The organism is Psychrobium sp. MM17-31 (assembly GCF_022347785.1).
Taxonomy (GTDB): domain Bacteria; phylum Pseudomonadota; class Gammaproteobacteria; order Enterobacterales; family Psychrobiaceae; genus Psychrobium.
On the sequence record NZ_JAKRGA010000002.1, the window covers coordinates 826,653 to 851,726 of the forward strand.

The following is a 25,074-nucleotide window of genomic DNA, read 5'->3' on the forward strand; positions in this document are numbered from 1 at the left end:
CTGCTGAAAAAGCTCCGCAATGTATATTTTATATTTTTTCGAATAAAGACTAAATTGATCGGTATCAACTCACAGTATATTAACGGCAATTAACTCTAGTTAGAACTAATTTATTCTAGTGCTTTAGGTTAACAGTTGAGATTTAGTCTTAAAAGGAAAGGGAGTTGGCCGATAAGCCGGGTTTTGTCGTGGGCAATCATTCGTCTAGGCCTGCAATTGCTCACAGGCTCAAGCAACCTACCCGGTTTCAACGCGAGCAACGCCATATGAAACCCTATTTGGTCTTGCTCCGGGTGGAGTTTACCTTGCAACGAACTGTTACCAGTCGCCCGGTGCGCTCTTACCGCACCCTTTCACCCTTACCTGTACCATCCTATAAATAGAAAGGCCATCGGCGGTCTTCTCTCTGCTGCACTTGTCGTAGGCTCGCGCCCCCCAGAAGTTATCTGGCACCCTGCTCTTTGGAGCCCGGACTTTCCTCCCCGTTAATACAAGTATTAACGCAGCGATTGCCTGGCCAACTCCGAGCGCGGATTATACGGCAAGCATTTCAAAATTCATAGAATTTGATAAAATTAGATTTAGTGATGTGATCTTTCATCACATTATGGTTTTATATATTAAGAACACCGCAAGACACTGGGGTCAAACATGGTTATACAAAGTGAGGGATACTCTTCATTAATTGAGTATTTATGTGAAAACATAGCAGTTTTTGGCCCGTCTGAATCAGAGCATCATCAACCGATGACAATTAAGCTCTACATTAGATACCAACTAGTAGAACAAATGTCCTTACTCTTTGAGCAGAATAAAGGGCTCATTGAGCAAGAAAAAATTTACATTGTTGAAGAGTTTGATAAAGCTTACGACGACTTATGTGAAGTACTAGGCCAAAACGTCAACAATAAAATCACCGAAAGTCAGCGCGCCTTTATCACTGACTTTGCGGGATTATTAAAGAACCTATTCGATGCACAGCTAGAGCCAGTTTAAAGCCCTAGCTCAAGCCCTGTTTTATACAGGGCATTTTTTTTGCCACCATATAATTTAGCCACTAATGCCGCCGCTTTTTTAAGTGGTAATTCCTCGCTCAATAATTTAAGCGCATCAATTACTTCAGGTGCAATGGTTTCATCGTTAGCTTTATAACCAGCAACCATCACCACCATTTCACCACGTTGATTATTTTCATCACTTCTGAGCCATTCCAGTAAATCACCTGCTGGTGCACCGTGAATAGTTTCGAACGTTTTAGTCAACTCGCGAGCCAATACAATATGGCGCTCGCCACCAAATACTGCAATCATATCGCTAATCGTATCGACAATACGGCGTGGTGACTCATAAAACACCATGGTGCGCGGCTCACTCTTTAAATTAGCCAACTGAGATTGACGGCCTGCACTTTTCGCGACTAAAAAGCCTTCAAACGCAAAACGATCTGTTGCCACCCCAGCTGCGCTAAGCGCGGTAATTGCCGCACAGGCTCCCGGTAAAGGAACAACTTTAAAACCTGCATCGCGAATACCATTAACAAGATGATAGCCAGGATCACTAATCAACGGCGTTCCAGCATCAGATACTAAGGCAATTGACTGCCCCTGCTCGAGCTTGTTAACCAGTGTTTGTACCCGAGCGCGCTCATTGTGATCATGTACCGACATAGTTTGAGTTGTAATATTGTGATGACTCAATAATTTGCCAGTATGACGGGTATCTTCAGCACAAATTAAATCGACTTGTTCGAGAACCGTTAAGGCTCGTAAGGTAATATCTGCCATATTCCCGATTGGAGTCGGCACGATATACAATGTTGCGCTGGATAATTCCATGAACTTCCTCAATGATTACTGTCTTAACTGACAGTTTGTTATACACTTAACCGACTATTGTAACAGAGAGAAATATTGTGTTTAAACTTTCCTATGGCAAAGGCTGTAAACAATTATCTTGTATTGCGGCGGTTTGCTTAACACTTTGGGGCTGTGGCTCAACCCCGACAACTAATGCACCACGCACCACCAATGTTATTAGCCTGGGACAAGCAACACAATCTCACGAGTATTACGCCAATAAAGCAGTGCAATCATCTGGCATCAGTCAACAGGCTTATCGCTTACTCGCTCTTCGCGCGGCGTTGAATAACGGACAACTAGAAGCAGCGGATAGTTATTTAGGTCAACTGCCTAGTAGTGCGATGCTAAACGACAATCACCGCCTAGAATTACAACTGTTACAAAGCCTACGCTTTGCCTATGCCGATGATTTAACGCTAGCAATTGCAACATTGACTCCATCGTCAACTTGGCAAGTTGCCCCACAACGATTAGCGTCGGTTTATCAACAACGTGCTAATTTTCATGCCCAGAATCAAGCCCCACTTATAGCTGCGAGCGATTTGATAAAAGCATTATCACTTTCCCAAGATGAAGACTCAAGAGCAGCACTGCGGCAAGCAATATGGCAAGAATATCAACTGATTTCTACTGAAGACTTAACCACACAATTAACCAATACCAGTGACCGAGAAGAGTCTGGTTGGCTCGCGCTCGCAGTCATCGAAAAAAACGCATTGCAGTCGCCAGAAGCGCTTAAGCAACAACTTATGCAATGGTCAAGTGACTACCCAAATCACTCCGCGAGTAATCATCTGCCGGAGCGCTTAGTAGCTGCCGCCAGCGTTGTACCTTATGCACCTCAAAAAATTAGCGTGATCCTACCACTCACAGGTCGCTATGCCAGACTCGGACAAGCGGTACAAAATGGCTTGTTAAGCAACCTGATGCAGAATAATAGCGAGCAAGACATTACGCTTATAGATAGTAACGAATTAGGAGCTCAGGCAGCCTACCAACAGGCTATCGATGATGAAGCACAATTCATAATTGGCCCCCTGTTAAAAAATAATGTCGAGCAAGTAAGTGCAATAGAGACAGAGATCCCGACCTTATTCCTCAATGCGCCACAGGAGCTCAACGCAGCATCAAATCAATTTTATTTCGCCCTTGATAGAGAAAGTGAAGCATTGCAAGGCGCTCGTTATATTTTTGAGCAAGGCAAAGAGCATCCAGTAGTCGTTGCACCAGATAATGTGCGCGGCCATCAGATCAGCAAACTATTTTCACAGCAGTGGCTAGAGCTTCACGAAGGCGATATTGAAGCCGACGATGTCGAAGTAATTTACTTTAAAAAAGACAGTGAATTAAAAGCGACAATTGAACAACTCTTTGAAACAGATAAGTCACAGGCGCGCATTAACACCATGCGCTACTTAGTCGGCACTAAAATGCAGGCTGAAACCCATTCAAGACGCGATATCGACGCTATTTATTTAGTTGCAAACCCTAAACAAACAGCGATGCTAATGCCCTCGGTAAAAGTTACCGTTAGTGCCTACGCCAGTGAAGTTCCTGTTTTTGTCGGCTCCGGCGGTAATGCTTACCAAATAACAGATGGCGGGTTAACACATCTCAACCAACTTACTGTTAGTGAAATCCCTTGGTTACTCTCTACCAGTAATGACCTGTCGCCAAGCGAAGTGCAAAATTTATGGCCGAAGATGAAACAAAGTCAGATGCGCCTATTTGCAATGGGACATGATGCCTATAGTTTGATCGCGAAATTAGCACAGATGAAACTATTTCCTGAATATCACCTCGAAGGCTTGAGTGGCCAACTCAACCTCGACCAAGACAGTAAAATAAACCGTCAGATGTCATGGGCACAATTTCAGCGAGGACGACTGAAAAAAATCCAGTAGAGGGAAAGAAATGCGAGAACGTGGTAACAAATTTGAGCAAATTGCCAAAAGCTACCTACAAAACCAAGGTTTAGTAGCGATTTGTGACAACTTTTCGTGTAAAGTCGGTGAAATCGATTTAATTATGTCCGACGGTAAAACGCTGGTATTTATTGAAGTAAAACAGCGCGCTAGCAACGCCTATGGCGGTGCATTAGCCGCAGTGTCGAAGGCTAAACAAGGCAGAGTTATTAAGTCAGCCATGTTTTACTGTCAACAGCATAAAATTAACTTTCAACAACAAGCTACTCGTTTCGACGTAGTGGCTATTACAGGCTCTAAAGAGCCGCTAGAGATCGCGTGGATAAAGCACGCTTTTCCACAATAAAGAACAAGGTATCAAGTATGTTAGAGCGCATTAAAGAATGTTGCACCCAAAGCATCCAAACAAAAATTGACGCATTAGAAATCCTCCCTCCTTCAATTGAAAAAGCTGCGCAAATGATGGTGAGTTGTTTATTAAACGATGGGAAAATCTTAACCTGTGGTAATGGTGGCAGTGCCGGTGATGCGCAGCATTTCTCATCAGAGCTTTTAAATCGCTTTGAAACAGAGCGCCCTAGCTTACCAGCTATCGCATTAACCACTGATAGCTCAACATTAACGTCGATTGCTAACGATTACAGCTACAGCGAAGTATTCTCAAAGCAAATTCGCGCGCTAGGTCAACCGGGCGATATCCTGCTAGCGATCTCTACGAGCGGTAACTCAGAAAACGTTATTAAAGCAATGGAAGCAGCTGTAAGCCGCGATATGGTAATTGTTGCCTTAACAGGCAAAGACGGTGGCGACATGGCTGGACTGTTAAGTACTAATGACGTTGAGATTCGCGTACCATCGACCAGCACAGCACGTATTCAAGAAGTTCACTTACTTGTTATTCATTGCTTATGTGACGCTATTGACCGTACCCTATTCCCTCAAGAAGACGAGGAATAATCCATGACGCGTCATCACAAGTCGCTTAAACTCGCCGTTTGCTTAACCGCCTTTCTGTCTTTACAGGGCTGTGTATCTGGTATCGTATTAGGTGCACTTGGCGTGGCAAGCGTTGTTAACGATCGTAGAACCACTGCGACGCAGTTGGAAGATGAATCAATCGAGATCAAAGCTAACAGCGCATTAAATAAAGATGAAGGATTAAAAGATCACAGTAATATCAGTGTTGTTAGTTACAACCGCACTATTTTATTGATTGGTCAGGTACCCAACACCATGCTCAAAGACCGCGCAGCTAAAATAGCGGGCGATGTTGAGAATGTCGTGCGTGTGCACAATCAGCTTCGAATTGGTAATAAAACCGCATTAACCACTCGCACAAATGACAGTTGGCTAACATCGAAAGTTAAAGTTGCGCTGACCGGAGATGAAACCTTAAAGGGCTCACAAATTAAAGTAATTACGGAGCACGGTGAAGTCTTTTTAATGGGGTTAGTGACTCAACAAGAGGGTAACTTAGCGGCAGAGTTAGCACGCAATGTTAGCGGTGTTAAGCAGGTTATCAAAGCGTTTGAATATCAATAGTTAACCTGAGCTCGGGTTAGTTAATTACGTCAGACAACAAAAAAGGAAGCCTAGCTTCCTTTTTAGTTTTTATTACACGGTTAACACTGCGCTTACTTGATGACCTTCAAAAACGAACGATCTTTCTTGCCGCCATCTTTTGGTTTTTCAGCAGCTTCGTCAGCATTAGTAGAATGTTCAAGTTTAATTTCATTAAGCATGTTATCAACTTGCTCGATGTAGAAATCTTCTTCTTCGAACATGGTGCCAGCACCGTTTTCACGCGCGTAAATGGCAACAACCGCCGCCATAGGAATGATTAATTGAAACGGTTTACCACCAAAGCGCGCACTAAACACCACGCGCTCATTGCTCATTTCAATATCACCAATCGCATGTGGCGCGATATTTAAAACGATTTGTCCGTCTTGTACATGTTCACTAGGCACCTGAACACCGGGAATATCGGCGTTAACGACTAGATGCGGCGTCATTTCATTGTCCAGTAACCACTGGTAAAAAGCCCGCAATAGATATGGACGATTCGGACCCATCATTATTTCAATCGAATTTCGCGTTCTGCGTCTGTTAATGACGCTTGGAAAGACTCACGCTCAAATACGCGTTGCATGTATAAGCGAAGCTCTTTACTTGCATTACCCGTTAGTTCAATGCCCAACTCAGGTAGACGCCACAATAGCGGTGCAAGACAACAATCAACTAGGCTAAAGTCTTCACTCATAAAGTAAGGCATTTCAGCAAAGATAGGTGCGATAGCCGTTAGCTCTTCGCTAAGTTGTTTACGAGCCGCTTCGCTCTTAGAGCCTTCTAGTTGAATAGTTTCAACTAGCGAGTACCAGTCTTGCTCAATACGGTGCATCATTAAACGGCTTTTTGCACGTGCTACTGGGTATACAGGCATTAAAGGTGGGTGCGGGAAACGTTCATCCAAGTATTCCATTACGATGTCAGCTTTGTATAACACAAGGTCACGGTCAACTAACGTAGGAACGTTGTTATATGGATTTACTTCGATTAACTCTTCAGGAAGGTTATCAGGATCAACCTGTTTGATATCAACGTTGACGCCTTTCTCTGCTAATACGATACGTACTTGGTGACTCTTCATGTCTTTTGCGCCTGAATAAAGCGACATTACTGAACGTTTGTTGGCAGTTACGGCCATTGATACTCTCCAATATTTCTAATTTTTTCGATACTCGGCCACTTAGGCCTAGCAAGTTTACTGGCGCGTAGTATAGCAGATAATTACATTCAAGCGGCATAATATGCCTCAAACTCCCGTAGAACCTGAGTTCGCTTGATGTCAATAATTATCTTTGTTTGCGGCAATAAAAAAGGAGAACCGAAGTTCTCCTTTTTAGTATCATCAATTCACTACAAATTAGTGAACATCTCTCCAGTATTCTTTCTTCAGGAAGTACGAAAGTACGAAGAAGAAACCTAGGAATACTAACACCCAAACACCAATGCTTTGACGCTCAAGTTTAGTTGGCTCTGCAGAGTATGTTAAGAAGTTAGTGATGTCACGTACAGCATTATCGTACTCATCATCGCTCATTTCACCACTGCCATCAGTAGAGAAAATTGCTAAACCATTCTCGTCTTTTACAAGAACTTTGTTACCGTCTGCGTCAGTCGTAAACTCAGCAGTTGGAACACCTTGAAGGTTTTGAAGTACGTGTGGCATACCTACGTCTTTAAATACGCTGTTGTTTACGCCAAATGGACGCTCAGGATCAACATAGAAGCTCTTAAGGTACGTGTATACAAAATCTGTACCTTTAACACGAGTGATCATTGTTAAGTCTGGTGGTGTTTGACCAAACCACTTAGCACCTTGCTCGTCAGTTGTTGAGTTATACATTAAGTCACCAACTTTAACGCCAGTGAAAACCATGTTCTCAAGCATTTGCTCATCAGTGATACCGATGTCGCGAGCAACGCGGTTGTAACGCTGATAACGTGTATCGTGACAACCAAAACAGTAGTTCATGAACAACTTAGCACCATTTTGCAGAGATGCTTTGTCAGACAAATCAATTGGTGCTTTCATAGTCGGTGCACCGCCACCGGCTGCCATGCCCAGTGTTGGGATCAAAGCAACTAACGCGATAATTAATTTTTTCATTAGTGTGAAATCCTCTCTGGTAATGGCTTAGTCTTTTCGTTCTTCGAGTAGAACCAAAGCGCGATAAAGAACCCGAAGTAACCCACAGTAGTTACTGTACCGATGAAGTTATTTAATGGTGTAGCAGGTTTAGTACCTAAAATACCCAAGATAACGAAACACACACAGAATTGAATTAAGTTAATTTTGTGTGCTGTACAACGGTAACGTACAGATTTCACAGTGCCACGGTCGAACCAAGGCAATAGGAATAGCATAATAATTGCGCCAAACATTAACGCCGCACCAGCTAGCTTATCTGGAACTACACGTAAAATGGTGTAGAACGGACCGAAGTACCATACAGGAGCAATATGCTCTGGTGTCTTCAGTGGGTTAGCAGGTTCAAAGTTCGGTTTCTCTAGGAAGTAACCACCGCCTTCAGGTGCGAAGAAAATTACCGCACAGAAGAAGAATAGGAAGCCAACCACGCCCATGATGTCTTTAACAGAGTAGTATGGGTGGAAAGGTACCGCATCAACGATGTCGTACTTATCAGAGAATTGCTTGTGGAACTTAAATGGGGCTTGCTCTTCTTCTGGGATAGAACCTTTAGGCTTCTTGATTTCAATACCTTCAGGGTTGTTAGAACCCACTTCGTGCAGTGCAACGATGTGAAGGAATACTAAAACAACAAGTACTAACGGTAATGCAATAACGTGTAATGCGAAGAAGCGGTTTAATGTTGCACCAGAGATTACGTAGTCACCACGGATCCAAGTAGTTAGGTCATCACCAACAATTGGAATCGCACCGAATAGTGAAATGATTACCTGTGCCCCCCAGAATGACATGTTACCCCATGGTAATAAGTAACCCATGAAGCCTTCAGCCATTAATACTAGGAAGATGAACATACCGAATAACCACAGTAATTCACGTGGTTTTTGGTATGAACCATACATCATACCGCGAAGCATGTGCAGGTAAACAACAACGAAGAATGCCGACGCACCAGTAGAGTGCATATAGCGTAGCAACCAACCGTATTCAACATCACGCATGATGTATTCGATCGAAGCAAATGCTTGCTCGCCAGATGGCGTGTAGTTCATGGTCAGCCAAATACCTGTAAGGATTTGGTTAACTAAAACAAGAATGGCTAATGAACCAAAGAAGTACCAGAAGTTAAAGTTCTTTGGTGCTGGGTATTGACCAACATGCTTATTGAATGAGTCGGTCATTGGAATGCGCTTGTCAATCCAATTCATAATATTTGTAAGCATTATGCCTCTCCCTCATCAACACCGATAAGTAGTACACCATCGTCTTTATAGCTGTGTGGTGGAACTACTAAGTTTAACGGCGCTGGTACGTTGTTAAATACACGACCAGCCATATCAAATTTAGAACCGTGACATGGACAGAAGAAACCGTTCGCAACACCTTCAACGATCTCGTTGAAGTCGCCAGCACGGTAGGTTGGAGCACAACCAAGGTGAGTACATACACCTAATGCCACTAGGAATTCTGGATTTGGTGAGCGGTGACTATTTACCGCATACGCTGGTTGTTGATCTTCAACTGAATCCGGATCTTTCAACTGATCATTGTGCCCTGATTTCAATTGCTCAAGTACTTCTTCAGTACGGCGAACAACATATACCGGCTTACCACGCCATTTAACCCTAACAAGTTGTCCAGGCGCCATTTTAGTTACATCGTACTCTACTGGAGCACCTGCAGCTTTTGCCTTTTCACTTGGGTTCCACGACTTGATAAAAGGTACAGCAACACCTACGGTGCCAGCACCACCAACCACTGCCGTAGCAAGGGTTAGAAAGCGGCGACGACCATTGTTCTCTGGCGCACTACTCATCCACATATCTCCTGTTTAGATGCTTTGGGGAAGCATCACTAAATTTACGGTTATTTTTCTAATCATTTACCAGTTTATAAAACCAGCAACCTTAGTGTTTTTCTTCTAAGAATTGACAACGACTAAAGCATCATCCACCCAGCGGGCAGAAAATTTTACAAATTATAAGCGTTTTGAAATGAAAAATCACAGCTTATTGATGGGAAAAAGGTATTAATTTCTCCTCGAAGGGCGATTTAAATCAATTTTATTTCACCTTGGGATAGAAAATAATCAAATCAAGGGTTTTGGGAGGTTTGAGGATATCGAAATCAATCGTTTTGTCTCAATTAGCAGTCTTAAACATTAGTCGTATAAAAATGAAAGTTAGATGGTGTGTTGGTTTGGTTGGAGGGTTTAGAAAGTATCGGGGCGGTTTTATTTAATGGTTTTGTATTGGGGATTGTTTTAATTCCGTTTTGCCATTGCCTACATGGATGTAGGTACTTAGGCTTTGCAGGAGCCAAAAGCCGGTGCCTACATGGATGTAGGTACTTAGGCTTTGCAGGAGCATAAAGCCTGACGATTCATTCCTGAACATCCCAGCTCCTTGCCTAAATGATCTATTGAGATTAATGAGCGCTTCCGGAACACTGCTTTCGTCGTCCATAACTACGCATTAGCGCTCGCTTTAATCGCGTCGCTCTTTGCCATCCATGGTACCGCGCCGTACTGTCCATCCTGGACATAAAAAAACCCAGCCGGAGCTGGGTTTTTGTCGTTTTGCATTTGGTGAGGATTGTAAAACAACCCAAACCAAAATAACTGCATATAACGATTAACGTTTTGAGAATTGTGGCTTCTTACGTGCTTTACGTAGACCAACTTTCTTACGCTCAACTTTACGTGCATCACGGGTAACGAAACCAGCGCCACGTAGTTCAGAACGTAGAGATTCATCAAATTGCATTAGTGCACGAGTGATACCGTGACGGATAGCACCAGCTTGACCAGTAGTACCACCACCTTTAACAGTAACGTTCACGTCGAATTTTTCAGTCATTTCAACTAGCTCTAATGGTTGACGAACAACCATACAAGAAGTTGGACGACCAAAGAACTCGTCTAATGGACGGTTGTTGATAGTGATGTTACCGCTACCTGCTTTAATAAAAACACGAGCTACTGAGCTTTTGCGACGACCTGTGCCGTAGTATTGATTTTCTGCCATTTGCTTAAATTCCGTATTAGATGTCTAAAACTTGAGGCTGTTGAGCAGCATGTTGGTGCTCAGAACCCGCGTATACTTTCAACTTACGGAACATTGCGCGGCCTAGAGGACCTTTTGGCAACATACCTTTAACTGCTTTCTCGATGATTTGCTCAGGAGCTTTATCAAGTAACTTATCGAAAGTGATAGACTTGATACCACCGATGTAACCAGTGTGGTGGTAGTAAGTTTTATCAGTGCGTTTTGCACCAGTTACAGCAATCTTTTCACAGTTGATAACAACGATGTAATCGCCAGTGTCAACGTGTGGAGTGTACTCAGGCTTGTGCTTACCACGTAAACGTGAAGCGATTTCAGTAGCCAAACGACCTAACGTTTTACCGTCAGCATCTACAACATACCAGTCGCGTTTTACGCTTTCTGGTTTTGCGCTAAAAGTTTTCATTATATATAAAACCCATATAAAATTTTTATTTATGCTTTTGTCTGCCACAAACAATCAAAGCAAGACAAAAACAATGTCCAGTGTGCTTGAATCTTACCCCTTCGAGTAATTTTCGAAAGCGAACGCTGCATAATCTCGGGAAAAAGAATACACAACTAACTTGGGCAGGCGCAGGATTATACAAGACGGCGAATGAAAAATCACCTGTTAATTATCAATTTGGGTAAGGTTTTTTGCGGTTTTTAGTGGCTTTGATAAATTTCGCCAAGTCTCTCACAAAAACAAGAGACTTGGCGCAGCTAATCATCGCTTTATGGCTTGTGGGCTTCAGCTAAGTAGTCGTGAGATTGCATTTCTTGAAGACGGCTAAGGCAACGCTTAAATTCAAACTCTAGTTGCCCTTTGGTATACAGATCTTCCATCGCGACTTCAGCCGAGATTATCAATTTAACGCGGCGCTCATAAAACTCATCCACCATCGCGATAAAACGACGCGCAATATCATCAACACCTTGCCCCATTTGCTCAACGTTACTCACCAATACAGAGTGATAGCAACGAGCAATTTCCATGTAATCAACCTGGCTACGCGGCCCATCACACAACGCTCTAAACTCAGCTAATAAAACGCCATCGGCATCTAATCGCACATCAATGGCACGCCCTTCAACTTCGATGCTACCGACGTCATGGCCTGGTTCTGGCGCTAATTGTTCGAAATACGTCAGCAAATTGCTATCAGCCACTTCATCTAATGGATAGTGGTAGATTTCCGCCTGCTCAAGTGCCCGCAAACGATAATCGACGCCGGAATCGACATTCACAACTTCAGTGTTTTCGTTAATTAATGCAATTGCGGGTAAGAAACGGGCGCGCTGCAAACCGTTGCGATAAAGTTCATCGGGAATAATGTTTGAGGTTGCCACCAAAATTACGCCATGCCCGAAGAGTTCTTGGAATAAGCCGCCGAGGATCATCGCATCGGTAATGTCCGATACGAAAAACTCATCAAAGCAGATAATGCGGGCTTCTTGTGCGAATTGTTTCGCGATGATCTTTAAAGGATCACTTTGCCCCTGCAACTGAGTAAGCTCGTGATGAACGCGATGCATAAAACGGTGAAAGTGCACCCGCATTTTTTGCTCAAACGGCAAAGCCTCAAAAAAAGTATCTACCAAATAAGTTTTACCGCGGCCAACTCCGCCCCAAAAATACAACCCTTTTATTGATCTAACTTCTTCTTTTCCACCAAGGAATGATTTCAATTTGTGTGCAAATCCCTTAGGCTTATCTTGTGGCGCAGTCAGGTCATCGAATAAACGTTGTAAGTGTTTTACGGCGTTCTCTTGAGCTCCGTCGTAGCTAAAATCATCACGTGTTAAGTCTTGTTGATATTTTTGTAACGGGGTAAGCTGAGCCATAGATCGCAATTTTCCTTTGGGTAACAATTGACGGTTGATTTAAGGACGTATTTTCAAAGCCAGTGATATTAGCACATTCGTTAAAACTGGCACTATCATTCTTTAGGAGACACTATGGATTTGACGATTAGCATTCTTTTAATTGTTATTGCTGCGGTAATTGGTTTTGTCGTTGGCAAGGTCACGTCAAATACTTCTGCAGACAACAGTGCAGAAAAGGCTAAAACTCAGCAACTAGAAGCCGAGCTCAATCAATACAAGCAAGATGTTGAGCAGCATTTTGCGCAAAGCGCGGAACTGCTTGGCAATATGGCGCAAGAATATCGCAACGTTTATCAGCACATGGCACAAGCTCAGCAAAGCCTACTTCCTGAAAGTGACGAAATTATTAAGATTCCGTTTAAAGAGCCTAAAGAAGCAAGCTTAGTTCAAGAAGCGATTAGCGAAGTTGAATTAGAAGCACAAGAAGCGGCTAATGATACAGAAGAAGTGGTTGCAGCCCAGCCAAATGACTACGTACAAGGCACCCATAACATTATCACGCCGAAAGCTGATGATGACAAAGACAAAGCTTCAGCGTAACTTAAGTCGCCTAAGCATAAAAAACGCTAGCCAACTTATCCGTTCGCTAGCGTTTTTTTTATGCTTAGCTCACATTTTTGTTTAAATTTAATGCAGTTGTACCATTGAATGAACTTGAACTGGAACTAATACTAATTAAGCCAGTCACTTTGAATAGACGCATTCTTTTTAGTTAGGAGACACAACACTATGACGACTAAGAAACTTACTGTAATTAGTGCCGCATTACTCGCGCTTTCTCTTGGATTTACCTCAGCGCCTTCTCAAGCAGCGTGGCCAAGCTCTAGCAGTGCATCACAAAGTCTTGCACCTATGTTAGAAAAAGTAACTCCAGGTGTAGTATCAATTTCTGTAGAAGGCACACAAAAAACTCGTAACCGAATTCCTGAAGCATTCCGACCTTTCCTTGGTCGCGGTGGGCAACAACGAGAACAACCATTTCGTGGTTTAGGCTCTGGCGTAATTATCGATGCCGATGAAGGATACATTCTTACTAATCATCACGTTGTTGATAATGCAGATAAAATCAAAGTGTCATTAAACGACGGTCGTAGCTTTGAAGCGAAAATGATCGGTTCCGATCCACAAAGCGATGTCGCATTACTGCAAATTGAAGGCGAAGACTTAGTGGAAGTAAAAAAGGCCAACTCAGATGATCTACGCGTTGGTGATTTCACGGTGGCAATCGGCTATCCATTTGGTTTAGGTCAAACGGTGACATCAGGCATCGTATCAGCCTTAGGTCGCTCAGGCTTAAACAATCAAAACCTTGAAGACTTCATTCAAACTGATGCTGCGATAAATAGCGGTAACTCAGGTGGTGCTTTAGTAAATCTAAAGGGCGAGCTAATTGGTATTAATACTGCGATTATTGCACCAACCGGTGGTAACGTAGGTATCGGTTTTGCCATTCCGATTAACATGGCAGATAACCTCGTTAAACAAATTATCGAGTTTGGTGAAGTTCGCCGCGGCGTATTGGGTATTAGCGGTCAGCCACTAACTCAAGAGCTGGCAGAAAGCTTCGGTCAGAAAACCAAGCACGGCGCTTTCGTTAGTCAAGTGATGGACGATTCAGCTGCGCAAGAAGCCGGTATTGAAGCAGGTGACATCATCACTAAGATCAACGGTAAAGCAATCAAAGGCTTTGGTGATCTTAAAGCGAAAATCGGCACCATGGGCGCTGGTAGCAAGTTAAAAATCACCGTTATCCGTGACGGAAAACAAAAAACTTTTAACGTTACACTTAAGAAAGCTGATGGCACTGATGTAAACGCTGGTGCTATTCACCCTGCCCTTGAAGGCTCAACGCTTTCAAATGCCGAAGACGGTTCAGTAAAAGGCATTTTAGTGAGCGATATTCAGCGTAACTCGCCTGCATTCCAAGTGGGATTACGCAACGACGATATCATTATTGCAGCTGGCAGAACACGTGTTAAAACGGTTGGCGAATTACGTGATTATGTAAAAGATCACGAAGATGTTGCAGCACTGCGTGTTAAACGCGGTAACAACGTGCTCTACATCATTTTAAAATAATAGACTGTAACTCCAGAACAAAAGCCAGCCTCGCGCTGGCTTTTATTTTTCCTCCCCAAAATTAACCGCTTATGTTAATCTTTCCAGTCCGTCATTTATATGAGTATTAGGTGTGTTCAAAGGGTTAGTCTCTACATTCAAAGCGGTCGCCGTCGGTATTGCGATAGGCGCTGTTATCGTTATCGCATTACCTAATACGCGAACAGCCACCCTCAGTGCAATTAAAGAATGGCTGGTTACACACACAGCGCCATTGTCATATTCCTATGCCATAAAACGCTCAGCGCCTGCAGTTGTAAACATTTATTCAATTACCCAGCACCGAGATCCATTTAATAACTCTAAAGCTGATATTCAAGGCTTAGGCTCTGGCGTTATCATGTCATCTAATGGCATTATTATTACTAATCTGCACGTGATTAGCGGCGCTGATATTATCTATGTCGCATTGCAAGATGGCCGCCACGCCATCGCATCTATTGTCGGTACAGATGATTACACGGACTTAGCTATACTCCATATCAAAGAAGATAACTTGCCTGTCATTCCATTTGATTTAAAGAAAGAACCACAAATAGGCGATCTGGTGTTGGCTATCGGTAATCCATATAATCTGGGACAAACGATAACCCAAGGTATTGTCAGTGCGACGGGACGAACTCGCGGCATTACTCGTTCGGCGTTTCAACACCTGCTTCAAACAGATGCCGCGATCAACGACGGCAATTCAGGTGGCGCACTGATCAATTCCCGCGGTGAGTTGGTGGGAATTAATGCTGCTAACTTTCAATCACTTGATACTAACAGTAGCAATGGAATTGGTTTCGCCATTCCCGCCAAAATCGCCTACAAAGTGTTGAAAGATATTATTGCCGAAGGTTACGTGCCGCGCGGTTCACTTGGTTTTAATATTGATCGAGTATTTCGGCAAGACAATAGAACAACCTATGGCGAAGTTAGCGCGATTGAACCCAATGGTCCAGCAGACATCGGCGGAATGGAAGTAGGCGACATTATCGTCGCGGTGAACAACACCCCATTTGCGAGTATCGACGACTTGTTGCACGTGATATCAGAAACCAAGCCTAACAATGAAATCGAACTGACAGTGCTACGGGGAACAGAGTCGTTCAACTTGAGTATGAAAACGGTGCAACGCCCACCGCTAATCCTCAACACAATCAATCGCCCATAAAAAAAACGCCCTAACGGGCGTTTTCAGAATCTAATCTCTGATGAGAAAACTACTCAGCTAAACGCAAAATATTTGCACCTAAACCATTGAGCTTTTCTTCAATCTTTTCGTAACCGCGATCTATGTGATAAATGCGATCAACTACCGTCTCACCATCACTCACTAAACCTGCAATCACCAAACTCGCTGAGGCGCGTAAATCGGTTGCCATCACCTGTGCGCCACTCAAACGAGACTTACCATGACAAATAGCCATATTGCCTTCTAACTCGATTGTCGCTCCCATACGCTGCAATTCAGGCACGTGCATAAAGCGATTTTCAAAAATCGTTTCAACGACATTAGCACTGCCATCAGCTAGTGCATTGAGTACACAAAACTGCGCTTGCATATCCGTTGGAAATGCTGGGTGTGGCGCTGTTTTAATATTAACCGCTTTCGGCTGTTTTCCGTGCATATCAAGGCTAATCCAATCGTCGCCAACTTCAATGTCTGCACCAGCTTCTTCAAGCTTGGCAATCACTGGTTCCAATGAACTTGCATCAGCATTCAAACAACGGATTTTGCCGCGAGTAATTGCGCCAGCGACTAGGAAGGTACCAGTCTCGATACGATCAGGCATCACACTGTACTGAGTCGCCTTAAGCTCATCAACACCTTTTATAGTGATAGTATCTGTACCTGCTCCAGAAATTTTGGCGCCCATCGCAATTAAGTAATTCGCTAAATCAACAATTTCAGGCTCACGGGCACTGTTTTCAAGAACCGTAGTTCCTTGTGCAAGCGCAGCCGCCATCATAAGGTTTTCAGTGGCGCCGACACTCACCATATCCATAAAGATGGTAGCGCCTTTTAAACGACCATCGACACGTGCTTTGATATAACCGTTATCAACACTAATTTCCGCGCCCATTTGCTTGAGGCCCTGCAAGTGCAGATTTACTGGTCTAGCACCGATTGCACAACCACCAGGTAGAGAAACATCGGCTTCGCCAAAGCGCGCTAATAATGGGCCCAATACCAAAATCGACGCACGCATTGTTTTTACTAAATCATAAGGTGCACAGTATTGATTAATACCGCAGGCATTTACCTTAAATTCGTTGTTTTCGAAAACAACTTTTGCGCCTAAGCTCTCTAGAACTTTACCTGTCGTACGGATATCGTTTAACTCAGGAACATTAGTAATAGTCGTATCGCCCGTGGCTAAAATCGTTGCCATCAAAATAGGTAACGCCGCATTTTTCGCGCCTGAGATAGTTACGTCACCTTGCAAGCTATCAACAGCGGTAATTTTCAGTTTTTGCACGAACGAACCTTAATTTAGAGGATTTAACAGCTGCTCACGCTGCCATTTTTCAGGAGTGAATGCTTTGATTTGTACGGCATGTAAAGCGCCAGATGCAATAACTTCGTTAAGCGGTGCATAAATAGCTTGTTGCTGTTTTACGCGGCTCATGCCTTCAAACATTTCTGATACAGCAATTACTTGGTAATGACCGTTTTCACCTTTAACGTGTAATTCGTCTAACGTTAGCTGCGCTTCAATCAGCGCTTTGATTTCTTCAATTTCCATTACAACCTCTAAACTTAAATTCTCTACTTAACCGCAAAACCTAATTTGCCAGTAATGATTCGGCATTATACAGCGCGACTAACTTTTCTAGCGCTGGTGTCGCGCCTTCATATTGCAATGAAATCCCCTTGTGATGACAGTATTGCTGTAATTCCACAAGGTAAGCGAGTCCCGCACTGTCGACTTTCGTTAATTGCCCTAAGTCGATATAAAGCTGGTCATTATACTGCTGTAGATACTTTTTAATAGGAATTAATGAAGGAACTGTCGACTGCGACAATTTACCAGTCAACACCACTTTATTATCTCCAGCTGATTGCCATTCAACTGTCATTATTTCGCCTTAGCTTCAACTGATTCAGCTGCCTTTTTGTTAAGCTGATTAATCAAGTAATCGATGCCTTTCTTATTAATGATGGCATCAAATTCTTTTGCTTTCGTTGATACCATGCTGATGCTTTCAGCAACCATGTCATAGGCTTTCCAATCACCTGTTTTTTTGTTTTTACGCAACTTAAAATCAATATCAACTGGAGGACGCTGTGCATCAACGATAGTTACTTTAACTGTGGCAACTTTCCCCTCTACTGCTTTTGCCGGCTCATAAACAATCTTTTGATTGTCATAGAGTGTAAAAACATTAGCGTAAGTCAGAATTAAGTAATCGCGAAATGCCGCGCGAAAAGCGCTAAATTTTTTGTCTTTACGCGCTTTCTTATAGTGCTTATTGCCCAACACCATGCCCGCAGCACGTTTATCATTGATATAAGGCATCAACTCTTCTTCGACAATGACTTTTAAATGGTTTAGATCTTTGTCGATTAGCTCGCGGTCAGCTCTAAAGCGCGCAAAAGTTTTTTCTGACACGTTTTTGATCAGCGCATGAGGATCTTTCATGTCAAATAGTTCTATTTCGGCAGCATTGGCACTGCCAAAAGCGAATACAGCAGTAAGCAACAATGCACTTAACTTGGTAAATAATGCTTTCATAATCTTTCTCCTAGTCTTCACTGTTGCCGTATAGGAACTGGCCGATTAAATCTTCTAATACCATGGCTGAGCGAGTATCTTCAATGACATCACCGTCAGCTAAGATTTCTGTTTCTTCGTCAACAAAACCCGGTGTTAAGCCAACAAACTGCTCACCCAACAAACCAGAAGTTAGAATGGCTACCGAGCTAGAATCAGGAAACTGGTTAAACTTCGTGTCAATTTCCATCACTACCTTAGGTGAGAAATCATCATCAAGGCTAATCGATGAAACGCGGCCAACCACAACACCGCCAACCTTCACTGAAGAACGAACTTTTAGACCACCAATATTGCTAAATTTAGCAACGAGCTGGTAGCTCTCTGAACTACCGCCCAACTGACTATCTGCTACTTTCAAGCCCAACATCAATATCGCAGCAATGCCTGCAAATAAAAATGCGCCCACTAATAATTCTATTTTTCTACTCATTATTTTTTCCTTGCGCCGTCAATGGCAAACTAACTTTGGCGCGATGGCCAATATACTTAACTGTGATTAACCGAACATGACTGCGGTTAATACAAAATCTAAACCTAAAATTGCTAAACTCGATTGAACTACAGTTGATGTGGTTGCCGCGCTAATACCTTCCGAAGTTGGCACCGCGTCATACCCTTTGTGTAAGGCAATCCACGTTACAACGATAGCGAAAATAATACTCTTGATACCGCCGTTAACGATATCTTCGCCCCATTCAACCGACGATTGCATCACCGACCAAAATGCGCCACTGTCAACACCTAACCAATCAACACCAACTAAGTGGCCACCTAAAATACCCACCGCCGAGAAAATCGCCGCTAGTAAAGGTAGGCTAATCACGCCCGCCCAAAAACGCGGCGCAACTATTTGATGCAGTGGATCTATTGCCATCATCTCAAGCGAGCTAAGCTGCTCCGTTGCTTTCATCAAGCCAATTTCAGCAGTTAACGCAGAACCTGCTCGACCAGCAAATAGCAACGCGGAAACTACAGGACCGAGCTCTCTAAGTAACGACAAAGAAACCATTTGCCCTAAGCTTTGCTCTGCGCCATAGCCCACAAGAATGGTGTAGCCTTGCAGTGATAACACCATGCCAATAAAGAGGCCTGATACCACAATAATAATTAGTGATTGCACACCAACAACATAAAGCTGCTTAATTAATAAAGGTAATATTTTAAATCCGCGCCCCGACGGTTTTAAGGCGCCAAATAACATCGCCCCTGCGCGGCCTAATCCGGCAATGGTAGACAAACCATTGCGGCCTAGATTTGCAATAGTGTTAAGTAACATGATTTAGCAAATCCTTCTTATAATCTTCACTTGGAAAATGGAAAGGCACTGGGCCATCTGGGTTACCCTGCATAAACTGAACAACCTGAGGAGACGTTTCACCGCGCAACTGCTCTGGCGTGCCATGAGCAATAACCGTTTTATTAGCGATGATGTAAACGTAATCGGCGATACTTAGTACTTCATCAACATCGTGAGAGACCACAATTGAAGTCACGCCTAAGGCATCGTTTAACTCTTTAATCAGGCGAACGATAACACCCATTGAAATAGGATCTTGGCCAGTAAATGGCTCATCATACATGATTAAATCAGGATCCAATGCGATGCTTCGCGCTAACGCTGCTCGTCTTGCCATACCACCAGACAGCTCTGACGGGAACAAATTAGCTGCACCACGTAAACCCACGGCTTCGAGTTTCATTAACACGACTTTGCGGATAATTGATTCTGGTAAATCAGTGTGCTCACGAATTGGAAACGCCACATTATCGAACACACTAAGCTCGGTGAATAATGCACCAGATTGGAATAACATGCCCATCTTGCGGCGCACCTTGTAAAGCGCTTTGCGATCGATGCCCACTAACTCCTGGTCGTTAAACTTAATTGAGCCAGAACTCGGTTTAATTTGTCCACCGATAAGGCGTAGCAGCGTGGTTTTCCCTATCCCACTCGGCCCCATAATGGCCGTTACTTTGCCACGGGGCACAGAAAGATTAATATCGTTATAAATCACTCTATCTTCACGACTAAAGTTCATCGCAGATATTTCGATTATATTATCTGTTTGATTCAAAAGTGTATTGTCCTTAATGACGCGGTATTTTTGCCTATTACTTGCTGTTAATTCACGAGAGTATAGACAAATGCAATGAATGAGCAGTGCTAATCTCAAGAATTTTAATCGATTTTCCAACAAGGGTACAATGAATGTTGATTATATCCTATGTCGGACACGGTCTACGACCGCAAAAATTTTAAATAATTCGCATAAAATGATAATTATTTAATTGTCACAGATTGTAAAATGACTTTAACCCGCCGTTATTTGTTCGTTATTATCTGAGTTATCGCAAAATAACCTGTTTTTATACTTTATTTTTAGCAACTAAATAGGGACAATTACTGCTTTATACGCTGAGGACTACCTTCTCCCCATGACATTCCCTGAATTAGGCAGTAGTTTTGCCATCTTACTTGCTGGTCTCGTCGGATTAATCTGGAGTGCCGATAAATTTGTATACGGCGCAGCAGCAGTAGCCCGTAACTTCGGTTTACCGCCACTAATCATTGGTTTAACCATAGTAGCAATGGGATCGTCAGCGCCGGAAATCATGGTCGCCTTTACCTCAGCAATGGATGGCAACAGCAATACTGCAATAGGTAATGCGCTGGGTTCTAACATAACCAATATTGCATTGGTCCTTGGTATAACCGTATTACTGCAGCCCTTGGTTGTTCATTCACAGCTGCTTAAACGCGAACTACCTATTCTACTGCTTGTCACATTAATCGCGGCCTACATGCTGTGGGACCAAACCTTAACCTTTACTGAAGGCTTAGTGTTAATCATCTTATTTTTCACGACCATTGGTGGCCTGTGTTGGTTAACGCTACGTGATAAAAAACATAAAGATCCACTGCTAGAAGAAGCCCAAGAAGATGTCCCAGAAGGCGTATCAAATGCGATGGCTGCATTTTGGGTGATTTTAGGCATGGTAATGCTGCCTGTCGCTTCCCATTATGTCGTAGAAGGCGCTAGCGACATTGCCCGCTACTTTGGTTTATCTGAACTCATTATTGGCTTAACTATTATCGCAATTGGCACCAGCTTGCCAGAACTCGCCGCGTCAATTGCCAGTATCAAAAACAATGAACACGACCTTGCGCTTGGTAACGTCGTAGGTTCAAACATTTTCAACATTCTCGCCGTATTGGCAATGCCAGCACTGTTTAACCCAGGTGGATTCGATCCAGAAGCGGCAACTCGCGATTTATACATGGTTGTCGGCCTTACTGCGTTATTATTCTTAATGAGCTGGCATCTTTTTGGTAAGCGTAAAATTACTCGACTTGAAGGTGGTATCTTATTTGCCATATTCATCGCTTATCAATTTTTACTATTTGGTTAACGAGAGATTTTTATGGCTACAGCGCAAGAACTATGTCAGTGGGGAAAATCAGTTATAGAAACTGAAATCGCCGCACTCAACGAAGTCACTCAATACGTCGACGAAGCCTTCGCACAGGCGTGTCAGTTGATACTAGACTGCAAGGGCAAAGTGATAGTGATGGGCATGGGCAAGTCAGGCCATATTGCCAACAAAATTGCCGCGACATTAGCCAGCACAGGTACGTCATCGTTTTTTGTTCACCCTAGTGAAGCTAGCCATGGCGATCTTGGCATGATCAGCCAAGATGATGTCGTGTTAGCCATTTCCAATTCAGGTACCTCAGCAGAAATTCTTACCTTGTTTCCAGTGATTGAGCGCGTAGGCACACCAGTTATCTCGATGACAGGCAACCCGCAGTCAGCGATGGCAAAACTCGCCCAGATTCATCTGTGTATCTCGGTTTCGAAAGAAGCTTGTCCATTAGGCCTTGCGCCTACCTCAAGCACCACAGCAACCCTAGCAATGGGGGATGCCCTTGCCGTTGCGCTACTGCAAGCTAAAGGATTTACCGCCGATGATTTTGCGCTATCTCACCCCGGTGGCGCGCTCGGCAAGAAATTACTACTCCGCGTTATGGACATAGCCCACACAGGCGATGAATTACCACTAGTTAAAACTGATACCAGCGTCAGTCACGCACTAGTAGAAATTTCAGAAAAAGGCCTCGGTATGACAGGTGTCGTAGACGAACAAGGTAAGTTTATCGGCATATTCACCGACGGTGATTTACGCCGCACACTCGATCAACGCATCGATTTTCACACGACTAGCATTGCGCAAGTCATGACTGAAAACCCAACAGTTCTAACTGAAAACGTCTTGGCAGCTTCTGCACTAAAAACCATGGAAGAATGCAATATTAACGGCTTTTTCGTGTTAGAAAATGACAAGCCTGTCGGCGCATTAAACATGCTAGATATGGTTCGAGCGGGAGTAATGTAGTGAAGCAAGTCGAAACTATTTACGGCACCATTAACGAGTCAGCTTGGATTAAGGCGCAGCAAATTAAGTTACTGATTTGCGACGTAGATGGCGTGTTTTCAGATGGCCGTGTCTACATGGGCAATGATGGTGAAGAGCTTAAAGCCTTCCACACCAAAGACGGTTTTGGCGTAAAATCATTACTCAACGCAGGCATTGAAGTGGCTATTATCACGGGTCGTAAATCAAAGATTGTTGAAAATCGCATGACGGGCCTTGGCGTTAAATACATCTACCAAGGCCAAAGTGACAAATTCGCCGCCTACCAAGAGCTGCTAACTAAATTGAACTTAACGCCAGCCCAAGTGGCCTACATTGGCGACGATGTTGTCGATAAAATCGTGATGGATGATTGCGGTTTAGGTGTCGCAGTAAATGATGCCCATCCTTTATTGCTCAACGACTGTGATTACACCACGTTCACACCGGGTGGCTTTGGCGCAGTGCGTGAGTTAAGTGATTTAATATTGGCGAGTAATGGCCAATTGGAAAATGCCGAAGGCATGAGTGTATGACGAGAATTATTGTATTAATCGGGCTTTTCTTTGCCTCTTGTGCGCTGTTTTTCTACAACCCGTTTTGGTCGGTAACTGAAGAAAAACAAACGCCAGCACAAGATGTTTATTTGCCAGATTTTACAGCCAAAGACATGACACTAAGACGCTTTGACGAACAAGGCGCACTCGAGTCATTAGTGAAAGCCGAAAAAATGGAATACTATGACGATAGCGTGACGACCTTTGTTAAGCCAAGTTATGTTATTTATCCTAAAAATGGTGCTCCCCATTGGAAGATCGATGCAGATAACGGCGTATTCGATCAAAACGATCGCGTGATACTCAATGACAATGTCATCATTAGCTCAACAGATCCAGAGCAATCGTTGAAGCAAATTAAAACCTCTTATTTGGAGGTTAATTTAACGACGATGCAAGTCACTAGTGACAAAAAGATTATTATTGAAGGAACACAATACAACGCCACCGGAATTGGCTTAAAAGCAGATCTCAATCTGCGACAATTTGAATTAATTAAAGATATACAGGCAACCTATGAAACTATTACGCCTTAGTGCCCTATTGTTAGTTGGTGTGTTAACACAAACCAATGTGCACGCGTTAACAGACGATTTAACCAAAAAAGCGGAAATTAGTGCCGACAATCAAAATATCGATATAGGTAGAAACATTGCCATCTACAAAGGCAATGTACGTATTACACAAGGCTCAATCAATATCAGCGCCGACTACCTTGAAGTGTACAATCACGGCCGCCGCGGCGAAGAAGTCATGGTGTTTAGTGGCAAGCCAGCGAGCTTCTCGCAAACGATGGATGATGGCGCGAAGATCTCTGCCCAAGCCAAAGACATCCGATTTGAACGCGCCAAAAATCTTATCAAAATGTCAAAAAGCGTTTCAGTAAAATGGGGCGAGAATACAGTGAGTGGCGACGCCATCAACTACGATATTGAAAAACGTATTCTCAATGCCGACGGCAACCCAAAAAACGACGAACAAGTGACTACGGTGCTACAGCCTAAAGAAGAGCCGCAGCCTAAAGAAGACAAGCAGCCTAAAAAAGACGAAAAAGAATAAATGAGCAAACTCAGCGCTTCACATCTAGCAAAAAATTACTCTGGCCGTCAGGTTGTAAAAGACGTCAGTTTAGAAGTATCCAAAGGCCAAATCGTTGGCCTACTCGGTCCTAATGGCGCCGGTAAAACAACGACCTTTTACATGGTTGTTGGACTTGTACCAAGCGACAACGGCCAAGTGACTATTGGCGATACCGATATGACGTTGATGCCAATGCATTTGCGTGCGCGCCAAGGCATCGGTTATCTGCCGCAAGAGTCGTCAATCTTTCGCAAGCTCACTGTCTTTGACAATATTATGGCGATCTTGCAAACCCGCAAAGATCTCAACAAGAAACAGCGCCTAGAAAAGCTAGAGAGCTTACTCGATGAGTTTCACATTCAACACATTCGTGACAGTTTAGGGATGGCACTCTCTGGTGGCGAGCGTCGCCGCGTCGAAATCGCCCGCGCCCTTGCCGCTGATCCCGAGTTCATTTTACTCGATGAGCCATTTGCAGGCGTCGATCCCATCTCGGTAATTGACATAAAACAAATAATCGAGCAATTAAAGAACCGTGGTCTCGGCGTATTAATTACCGACCACAATGTACGTGAAACCCTTGATGTGTGTGAGTTTGCTTATATCGTTTCTCATGGCGAAATGATTGCCCAAGGCAAGCCCGATGAAATATTAGCCAATCAAACTGTAAGAGATGTTTATTTAGGTGAGCAATTCAGATTATAGTAGT

The 25,074-nt window shown here is 43.4% G+C and carries 30 protein-coding genes and 1 other RNA gene; 14 read left to right on the top strand and 17 right to left on the bottom strand.

From position 1 onward, the window contains the following. Positions 1 to 156: 156 nt before the first annotated feature. Positions 157 to 525, bottom strand: an RNA gene (gene rnpB / locus MHM98_RS08225) — RNase P RNA component class A. Positions 526 to 651: 126 nt separating this feature from the next. Between rnpB and MHM98_RS08230 the strand changes: the two genes are divergently transcribed. Then, on the top strand, positions 652 to 996 hold the full coding sequence (locus tag MHM98_RS08230; RefSeq protein WP_239438775.1) for a DUF3802 family protein: 345 nt from the start codon (positions 652 to 654) through the stop codon (positions 994 to 996). Here MHM98_RS08230 and rsmI read toward each other — a convergent pair. Next, positions 993 to 1,835 (bottom strand): 16S rRNA (cytidine(1402)-2'-O)-methyltransferase, encoded by an 843-nt coding sequence (gene rsmI, locus MHM98_RS08235; protein ID WP_239438776.1) that lies wholly within the window; start codon positions 1,833 to 1,835, stop codon positions 993 to 995. The two genes, MHM98_RS08230 and rsmI, sit on opposite strands and share 4 nt — an antisense overlap. A 77-nt stretch (positions 1,836 to 1,912) precedes the next feature. On the opposite strand from rsmI, the gene MHM98_RS08240 reads away from it, so the two are divergent. The 4 genes from MHM98_RS08240 to dolP are packed head-to-tail and all read left to right on the top strand — an operon-like array spanning position 1,913 to position 5,326. After that, positions 1,913 to 3,763, top strand: coding sequence for a penicillin-binding protein activator (locus MHM98_RS08240; RefSeq protein ID WP_239438777.1), 1,851 nt, complete (start codon positions 1,913 to 1,915; stop codon positions 3,761 to 3,763). Positions 3,764 to 3,773: 10 nt separating this feature from the next. After that, entirely contained in the window at positions 3,774 to 4,130 is a 357-nt protein-coding gene (locus tag MHM98_RS08245; protein ID WP_239438778.1) for a YraN family protein, read from the top strand. 17 nt (positions 4,131 to 4,147) lie between these two features. Beyond that, positions 4,148 to 4,741: a phosphoheptose isomerase gene (locus MHM98_RS08250; RefSeq protein ID WP_239438779.1), complete on the top strand. Its 594-nt coding sequence runs from the start codon at positions 4,148 to 4,150 to the stop codon at positions 4,739 to 4,741. A gap of 3 nt (positions 4,742 to 4,744) precedes the next feature. Next, positions 4,745 to 5,326, top strand: coding sequence for a division/outer membrane stress-associated lipid-binding lipoprotein (gene dolP / locus MHM98_RS08255; protein WP_239438780.1), 582 nt, complete (start codon positions 4,745 to 4,747; stop codon positions 5,324 to 5,326). A gap of 92 nt (positions 5,327 to 5,418) precedes the next feature. On the opposite strand, the gene MHM98_RS08260 is transcribed toward dolP, so the two are convergent. The 8 genes from MHM98_RS08260 to zapE all read right to left on the bottom strand — a co-directional run bounded on the left by MHM98_RS08260 (position 5,419) and on the right by zapE (position 12,391). Continuing rightward, positions 5,419 to 5,862 carry a ClpXP protease specificity-enhancing factor gene (locus MHM98_RS08260; protein WP_343229208.1) on the bottom strand — a complete coding sequence of 148 codons (444 nt, stop codon included), beginning with the start codon at positions 5,860 to 5,862 and terminating at the stop codon, positions 5,419 to 5,421. Continuing rightward, entirely contained in the window at positions 5,862 to 6,491 is a 630-nt protein-coding gene (gene sspA, locus MHM98_RS08265; RefSeq protein ID WP_239438781.1) for a stringent starvation protein SspA, read from the bottom strand. The genes MHM98_RS08260 and sspA overlap by 1 nt, the downstream gene beginning before the upstream one ends. A 219-nt stretch (positions 6,492 to 6,710) precedes the next feature. After that, entirely contained in the window at positions 6,711 to 7,457 is a 747-nt protein-coding gene (locus tag MHM98_RS08270) for a cytochrome c1 (protein WP_239438782.1), read from the bottom strand. Further along, positions 7,457 to 8,722: a cytochrome bc complex cytochrome b subunit gene (locus tag MHM98_RS08275; RefSeq protein WP_239438783.1), complete on the bottom strand. Its 1,266-nt coding sequence runs from the start codon at positions 8,720 to 8,722 to the stop codon at positions 7,457 to 7,459. Before MHM98_RS08275 ends, MHM98_RS08270 begins: the two co-directional genes overlap by 1 nt. Continuing rightward, positions 8,722 to 9,315, bottom strand: coding sequence for a ubiquinol-cytochrome c reductase iron-sulfur subunit (gene petA / locus MHM98_RS08280; protein ID WP_239438784.1), 594 nt, complete (start codon positions 9,313 to 9,315; stop codon positions 8,722 to 8,724). The genes MHM98_RS08275 and petA overlap by 1 nt, the downstream gene beginning before the upstream one ends. A gap of 817 nt (positions 9,316 to 10,132) precedes the next feature. Next, a complete protein-coding gene (rpsI, locus tag MHM98_RS08285; RefSeq protein ID WP_239438785.1) occupies positions 10,133 to 10,525 on the bottom strand; it encodes a 30S ribosomal protein S9 in 393 nt (130 codons plus the stop codon). 16 nt (positions 10,526 to 10,541) lie between these two features. Beyond that, positions 10,542 to 10,970, bottom strand: coding sequence for a 50S ribosomal protein L13 (gene rplM / locus MHM98_RS08290; RefSeq protein ID WP_239438786.1), 429 nt, complete (start codon positions 10,968 to 10,970; stop codon positions 10,542 to 10,544). 311 nt (positions 10,971 to 11,281) lie between these two features. Next, positions 11,282 to 12,391, bottom strand: a complete 1,110-nt coding sequence (zapE, locus tag MHM98_RS08295; protein WP_239438787.1) for a cell division protein ZapE — start codon at positions 12,389 to 12,391, stop codon at positions 11,282 to 11,284. Positions 12,392 to 12,505: 114 nt separating this feature from the next. On the opposite strand from zapE, the gene MHM98_RS08300 reads away from it, so the two are divergent. From MHM98_RS08300 to MHM98_RS08310, 3 genes are all read left to right on the top strand, one after another. Continuing rightward, positions 12,506 to 12,973, top strand: coding sequence for a YhcB family protein (locus MHM98_RS08300; protein WP_239438788.1), 468 nt, complete (start codon positions 12,506 to 12,508; stop codon positions 12,971 to 12,973). Positions 12,974 to 13,162: 189 nt separating this feature from the next. Continuing rightward, on the top strand, positions 13,163 to 14,512 hold the full coding sequence (locus MHM98_RS08305) for a DegQ family serine endoprotease (protein ID WP_239438789.1): 1,350 nt from the start codon (positions 13,163 to 13,165) through the stop codon (positions 14,510 to 14,512). Positions 14,513 to 14,624: 112 nt separating this feature from the next. Continuing rightward, complete coding sequence (locus tag MHM98_RS08310; RefSeq protein WP_239438790.1) at positions 14,625 to 15,707, top strand: trypsin-like peptidase domain-containing protein; 1,083 nt, start codon at positions 14,625 to 14,627, stop codon at positions 15,705 to 15,707. Between the two features lie 49 nt (positions 15,708 to 15,756). On the opposite strand, the gene murA is transcribed toward MHM98_RS08310, so the two are convergent. The 7 genes from murA to MHM98_RS08345 form a co-directional block, all read right to left on the bottom strand. Next, the gene (murA, locus tag MHM98_RS08315; protein WP_239438791.1) at positions 15,757 to 17,016 is read right to left on the bottom strand and encodes a UDP-N-acetylglucosamine 1-carboxyvinyltransferase; all 1,260 of its coding nucleotides are present in this window, start codon (positions 17,014 to 17,016) and stop codon (positions 15,757 to 15,759) included. A 9-nt stretch (positions 17,017 to 17,025) separates the two neighbouring features. Continuing rightward, a complete protein-coding gene (locus tag MHM98_RS08320) occupies positions 17,026 to 17,283 on the bottom strand; it encodes a BolA family protein (protein WP_239438792.1) in 258 nt (85 codons plus the stop codon). Positions 17,284 to 17,323: 40 nt separating this feature from the next. Further along, positions 17,324 to 17,617: an STAS domain-containing protein gene (locus MHM98_RS08325; RefSeq protein ID WP_239438793.1), complete on the bottom strand. Its 294-nt coding sequence runs from the start codon at positions 17,615 to 17,617 to the stop codon at positions 17,324 to 17,326. Further along, positions 17,617 to 18,273: an ABC transporter substrate-binding protein gene (locus MHM98_RS08330; protein WP_239438794.1), complete on the bottom strand. Its 657-nt coding sequence runs from the start codon at positions 18,271 to 18,273 to the stop codon at positions 17,617 to 17,619. The genes MHM98_RS08325 and MHM98_RS08330 overlap by 1 nt, the downstream gene beginning before the upstream one ends. A gap of 10 nt (positions 18,274 to 18,283) precedes the next feature. Further along, a complete protein-coding gene (gene mlaD / locus MHM98_RS08335; RefSeq protein WP_239438918.1) occupies positions 18,284 to 18,748 on the bottom strand; it encodes an outer membrane lipid asymmetry maintenance protein MlaD in 465 nt (154 codons plus the stop codon). Positions 18,749 to 18,811: 63 nt separating this feature from the next. Beyond that, the gene (gene mlaE / locus MHM98_RS08340) at positions 18,812 to 19,591 is read right to left on the bottom strand and encodes a lipid asymmetry maintenance ABC transporter permease subunit MlaE (protein WP_239438795.1); all 780 of its coding nucleotides are present in this window, start codon (positions 19,589 to 19,591) and stop codon (positions 18,812 to 18,814) included. Then, positions 19,581 to 20,354, bottom strand: a complete 774-nt coding sequence (locus MHM98_RS08345) for an ATP-binding cassette domain-containing protein (protein WP_239438919.1) — start codon at positions 20,352 to 20,354, stop codon at positions 19,581 to 19,583. Before MHM98_RS08345 ends, mlaE begins: the two co-directional genes overlap by 11 nt. Positions 20,355 to 20,751: 397 nt before the next feature. Between MHM98_RS08345 and MHM98_RS08350 the strand changes: the two genes are divergently transcribed. From MHM98_RS08350 to lptB, 6 genes are read left to right on the top strand one after another with little or no spacing between them, the layout of a single operon-like run. Further along, positions 20,752 to 21,726 (top strand): calcium/sodium antiporter, encoded by a 975-nt coding sequence (locus MHM98_RS08350; RefSeq protein ID WP_239438796.1) that lies wholly within the window; start codon positions 20,752 to 20,754, stop codon positions 21,724 to 21,726. 12 nt (positions 21,727 to 21,738) lie between these two features. Further along, positions 21,739 to 22,710 carry a KpsF/GutQ family sugar-phosphate isomerase gene (locus tag MHM98_RS08355; RefSeq protein ID WP_239438797.1) on the top strand — a complete coding sequence of 324 codons (972 nt, stop codon included), beginning with the start codon at positions 21,739 to 21,741 and terminating at the stop codon, positions 22,708 to 22,710. Continuing rightward, positions 22,710 to 23,264, top strand: coding sequence for a 3-deoxy-manno-octulosonate-8-phosphatase KdsC (gene kdsC / locus MHM98_RS08360; protein ID WP_239438798.1), 555 nt, complete (start codon positions 22,710 to 22,712; stop codon positions 23,262 to 23,264). The genes MHM98_RS08355 and kdsC overlap by 1 nt, the downstream gene beginning before the upstream one ends. Continuing rightward, entirely contained in the window at positions 23,261 to 23,821 is a 561-nt protein-coding gene (lptC, locus tag MHM98_RS08365) for an LPS export ABC transporter periplasmic protein LptC (protein ID WP_239438799.1), read from the top strand. Before kdsC ends, lptC begins: the two co-directional genes overlap by 4 nt. Beyond that, positions 23,802 to 24,344 carry a lipopolysaccharide transport periplasmic protein LptA gene (lptA, locus tag MHM98_RS08370; RefSeq protein WP_239438800.1) on the top strand — a complete coding sequence of 181 codons (543 nt, stop codon included), beginning with the start codon at positions 23,802 to 23,804 and terminating at the stop codon, positions 24,342 to 24,344. Before lptC ends, lptA begins: the two co-directional genes overlap by 20 nt. After that, complete coding sequence (lptB, locus tag MHM98_RS08375; protein WP_239438801.1) at positions 24,345 to 25,070, top strand: LPS export ABC transporter ATP-binding protein; 726 nt, start codon at positions 24,345 to 24,347, stop codon at positions 25,068 to 25,070. Positions 25,071 to 25,074 lie beyond the last annotated feature (4 nt).

Coding starts and splice junctions, on each gene's coding strand:
- MHM98_RS08230 (WP_239438775.1), top strand. CDS start 652: ATGGTTATACAAAGTGAGGGATACTCTTCATTAATTGAGTATTTATGT.
- rsmI (WP_239438776.1), bottom strand. CDS start 1,835: ATGGAATTATCCAGCGCAACATTGTATATCGTGCCGACTCCAATCGGG.
- MHM98_RS08245 (WP_239438778.1), top strand. CDS start 3,774: ATGCGAGAACGTGGTAACAAATTTGAGCAAATTGCCAAAAGCTACCTA.
- MHM98_RS08250 (WP_239438779.1), top strand. CDS start 4,148: ATGTTAGAGCGCATTAAAGAATGTTGCACCCAAAGCATCCAAACAAAA.
- dolP (WP_239438780.1), top strand. CDS start 4,745: ATGACGCGTCATCACAAGTCGCTTAAACTCGCCGTTTGCTTAACCGCC.
- MHM98_RS08260 (WP_343229208.1), bottom strand. CDS start 5,862: ATGATGGGTCCGAATCGTCCATATCTATTGCGGGCTTTTTACCAGTGG.
- sspA (WP_239438781.1), bottom strand. CDS start 6,491: ATGGCCGTAACTGCCAACAAACGTTCAGTAATGTCGCTTTATTCAGGC.
- MHM98_RS08270 (WP_239438782.1), bottom strand. CDS start 7,457: ATGAAAAAATTAATTATCGCGTTAGTTGCTTTGATCCCAACACTGGGC.
- MHM98_RS08275 (WP_239438783.1), bottom strand. CDS start 8,722: ATGCTTACAAATATTATGAATTGGATTGACAAGCGCATTCCAATGACC.
- petA (WP_239438784.1), bottom strand. CDS start 9,315: ATGAGTAGTGCGCCAGAGAACAATGGTCGTCGCCGCTTTCTAACCCTT.
- rpsI (WP_239438785.1), bottom strand. CDS start 10,525: ATGGCAGAAAATCAATACTACGGCACAGGTCGTCGCAAAAGCTCAGTA.
- rplM (WP_239438786.1), bottom strand. CDS start 10,970: ATGAAAACTTTTAGCGCAAAACCAGAAAGCGTAAAACGCGACTGGTAT.
- zapE (WP_239438787.1), bottom strand. CDS start 12,391: ATGGCTCAGCTTACCCCGTTACAAAAATATCAACAAGACTTAACACGT.
- MHM98_RS08300 (WP_239438788.1), top strand. CDS start 12,506: ATGGATTTGACGATTAGCATTCTTTTAATTGTTATTGCTGCGGTAATT.
- MHM98_RS08305 (WP_239438789.1), top strand. CDS start 13,163: ATGACGACTAAGAAACTTACTGTAATTAGTGCCGCATTACTCGCGCTT.
- MHM98_RS08320 (WP_239438792.1), bottom strand. CDS start 17,283: ATGGAAATTGAAGAAATCAAAGCGCTGATTGAAGCGCAGCTAACGTTA.
- MHM98_RS08325 (WP_239438793.1), bottom strand. CDS start 17,617: ATGACAGTTGAATGGCAATCAGCTGGAGATAATAAAGTGGTGTTGACT.
- MHM98_RS08330 (WP_239438794.1), bottom strand. CDS start 18,273: ATGAAAGCATTATTTACCAAGTTAAGTGCATTGTTGCTTACTGCTGTA.
- mlaE (WP_239438795.1), bottom strand. CDS start 19,591: ATGTTACTTAACACTATTGCAAATCTAGGCCGCAATGGTTTGTCTACC.
- MHM98_RS08345 (WP_239438919.1), bottom strand. CDS start 20,354: ATGAACTTTAGTCGTGAAGATAGAGTGATTTATAACGATATTAATCTT.
- MHM98_RS08350 (WP_239438796.1), top strand. CDS start 20,752: ATGACATTCCCTGAATTAGGCAGTAGTTTTGCCATCTTACTTGCTGGT.
- MHM98_RS08355 (WP_239438797.1), top strand. CDS start 21,739: ATGGCTACAGCGCAAGAACTATGTCAGTGGGGAAAATCAGTTATAGAA.
- lptC (WP_239438799.1), top strand. CDS start 23,261: ATGACGAGAATTATTGTATTAATCGGGCTTTTCTTTGCCTCTTGTGCG.
- lptA (WP_239438800.1), top strand. CDS start 23,802: ATGAAACTATTACGCCTTAGTGCCCTATTGTTAGTTGGTGTGTTAACA.
- lptB (WP_239438801.1), top strand. CDS start 24,345: ATGAGCAAACTCAGCGCTTCACATCTAGCAAAAAATTACTCTGGCCGT.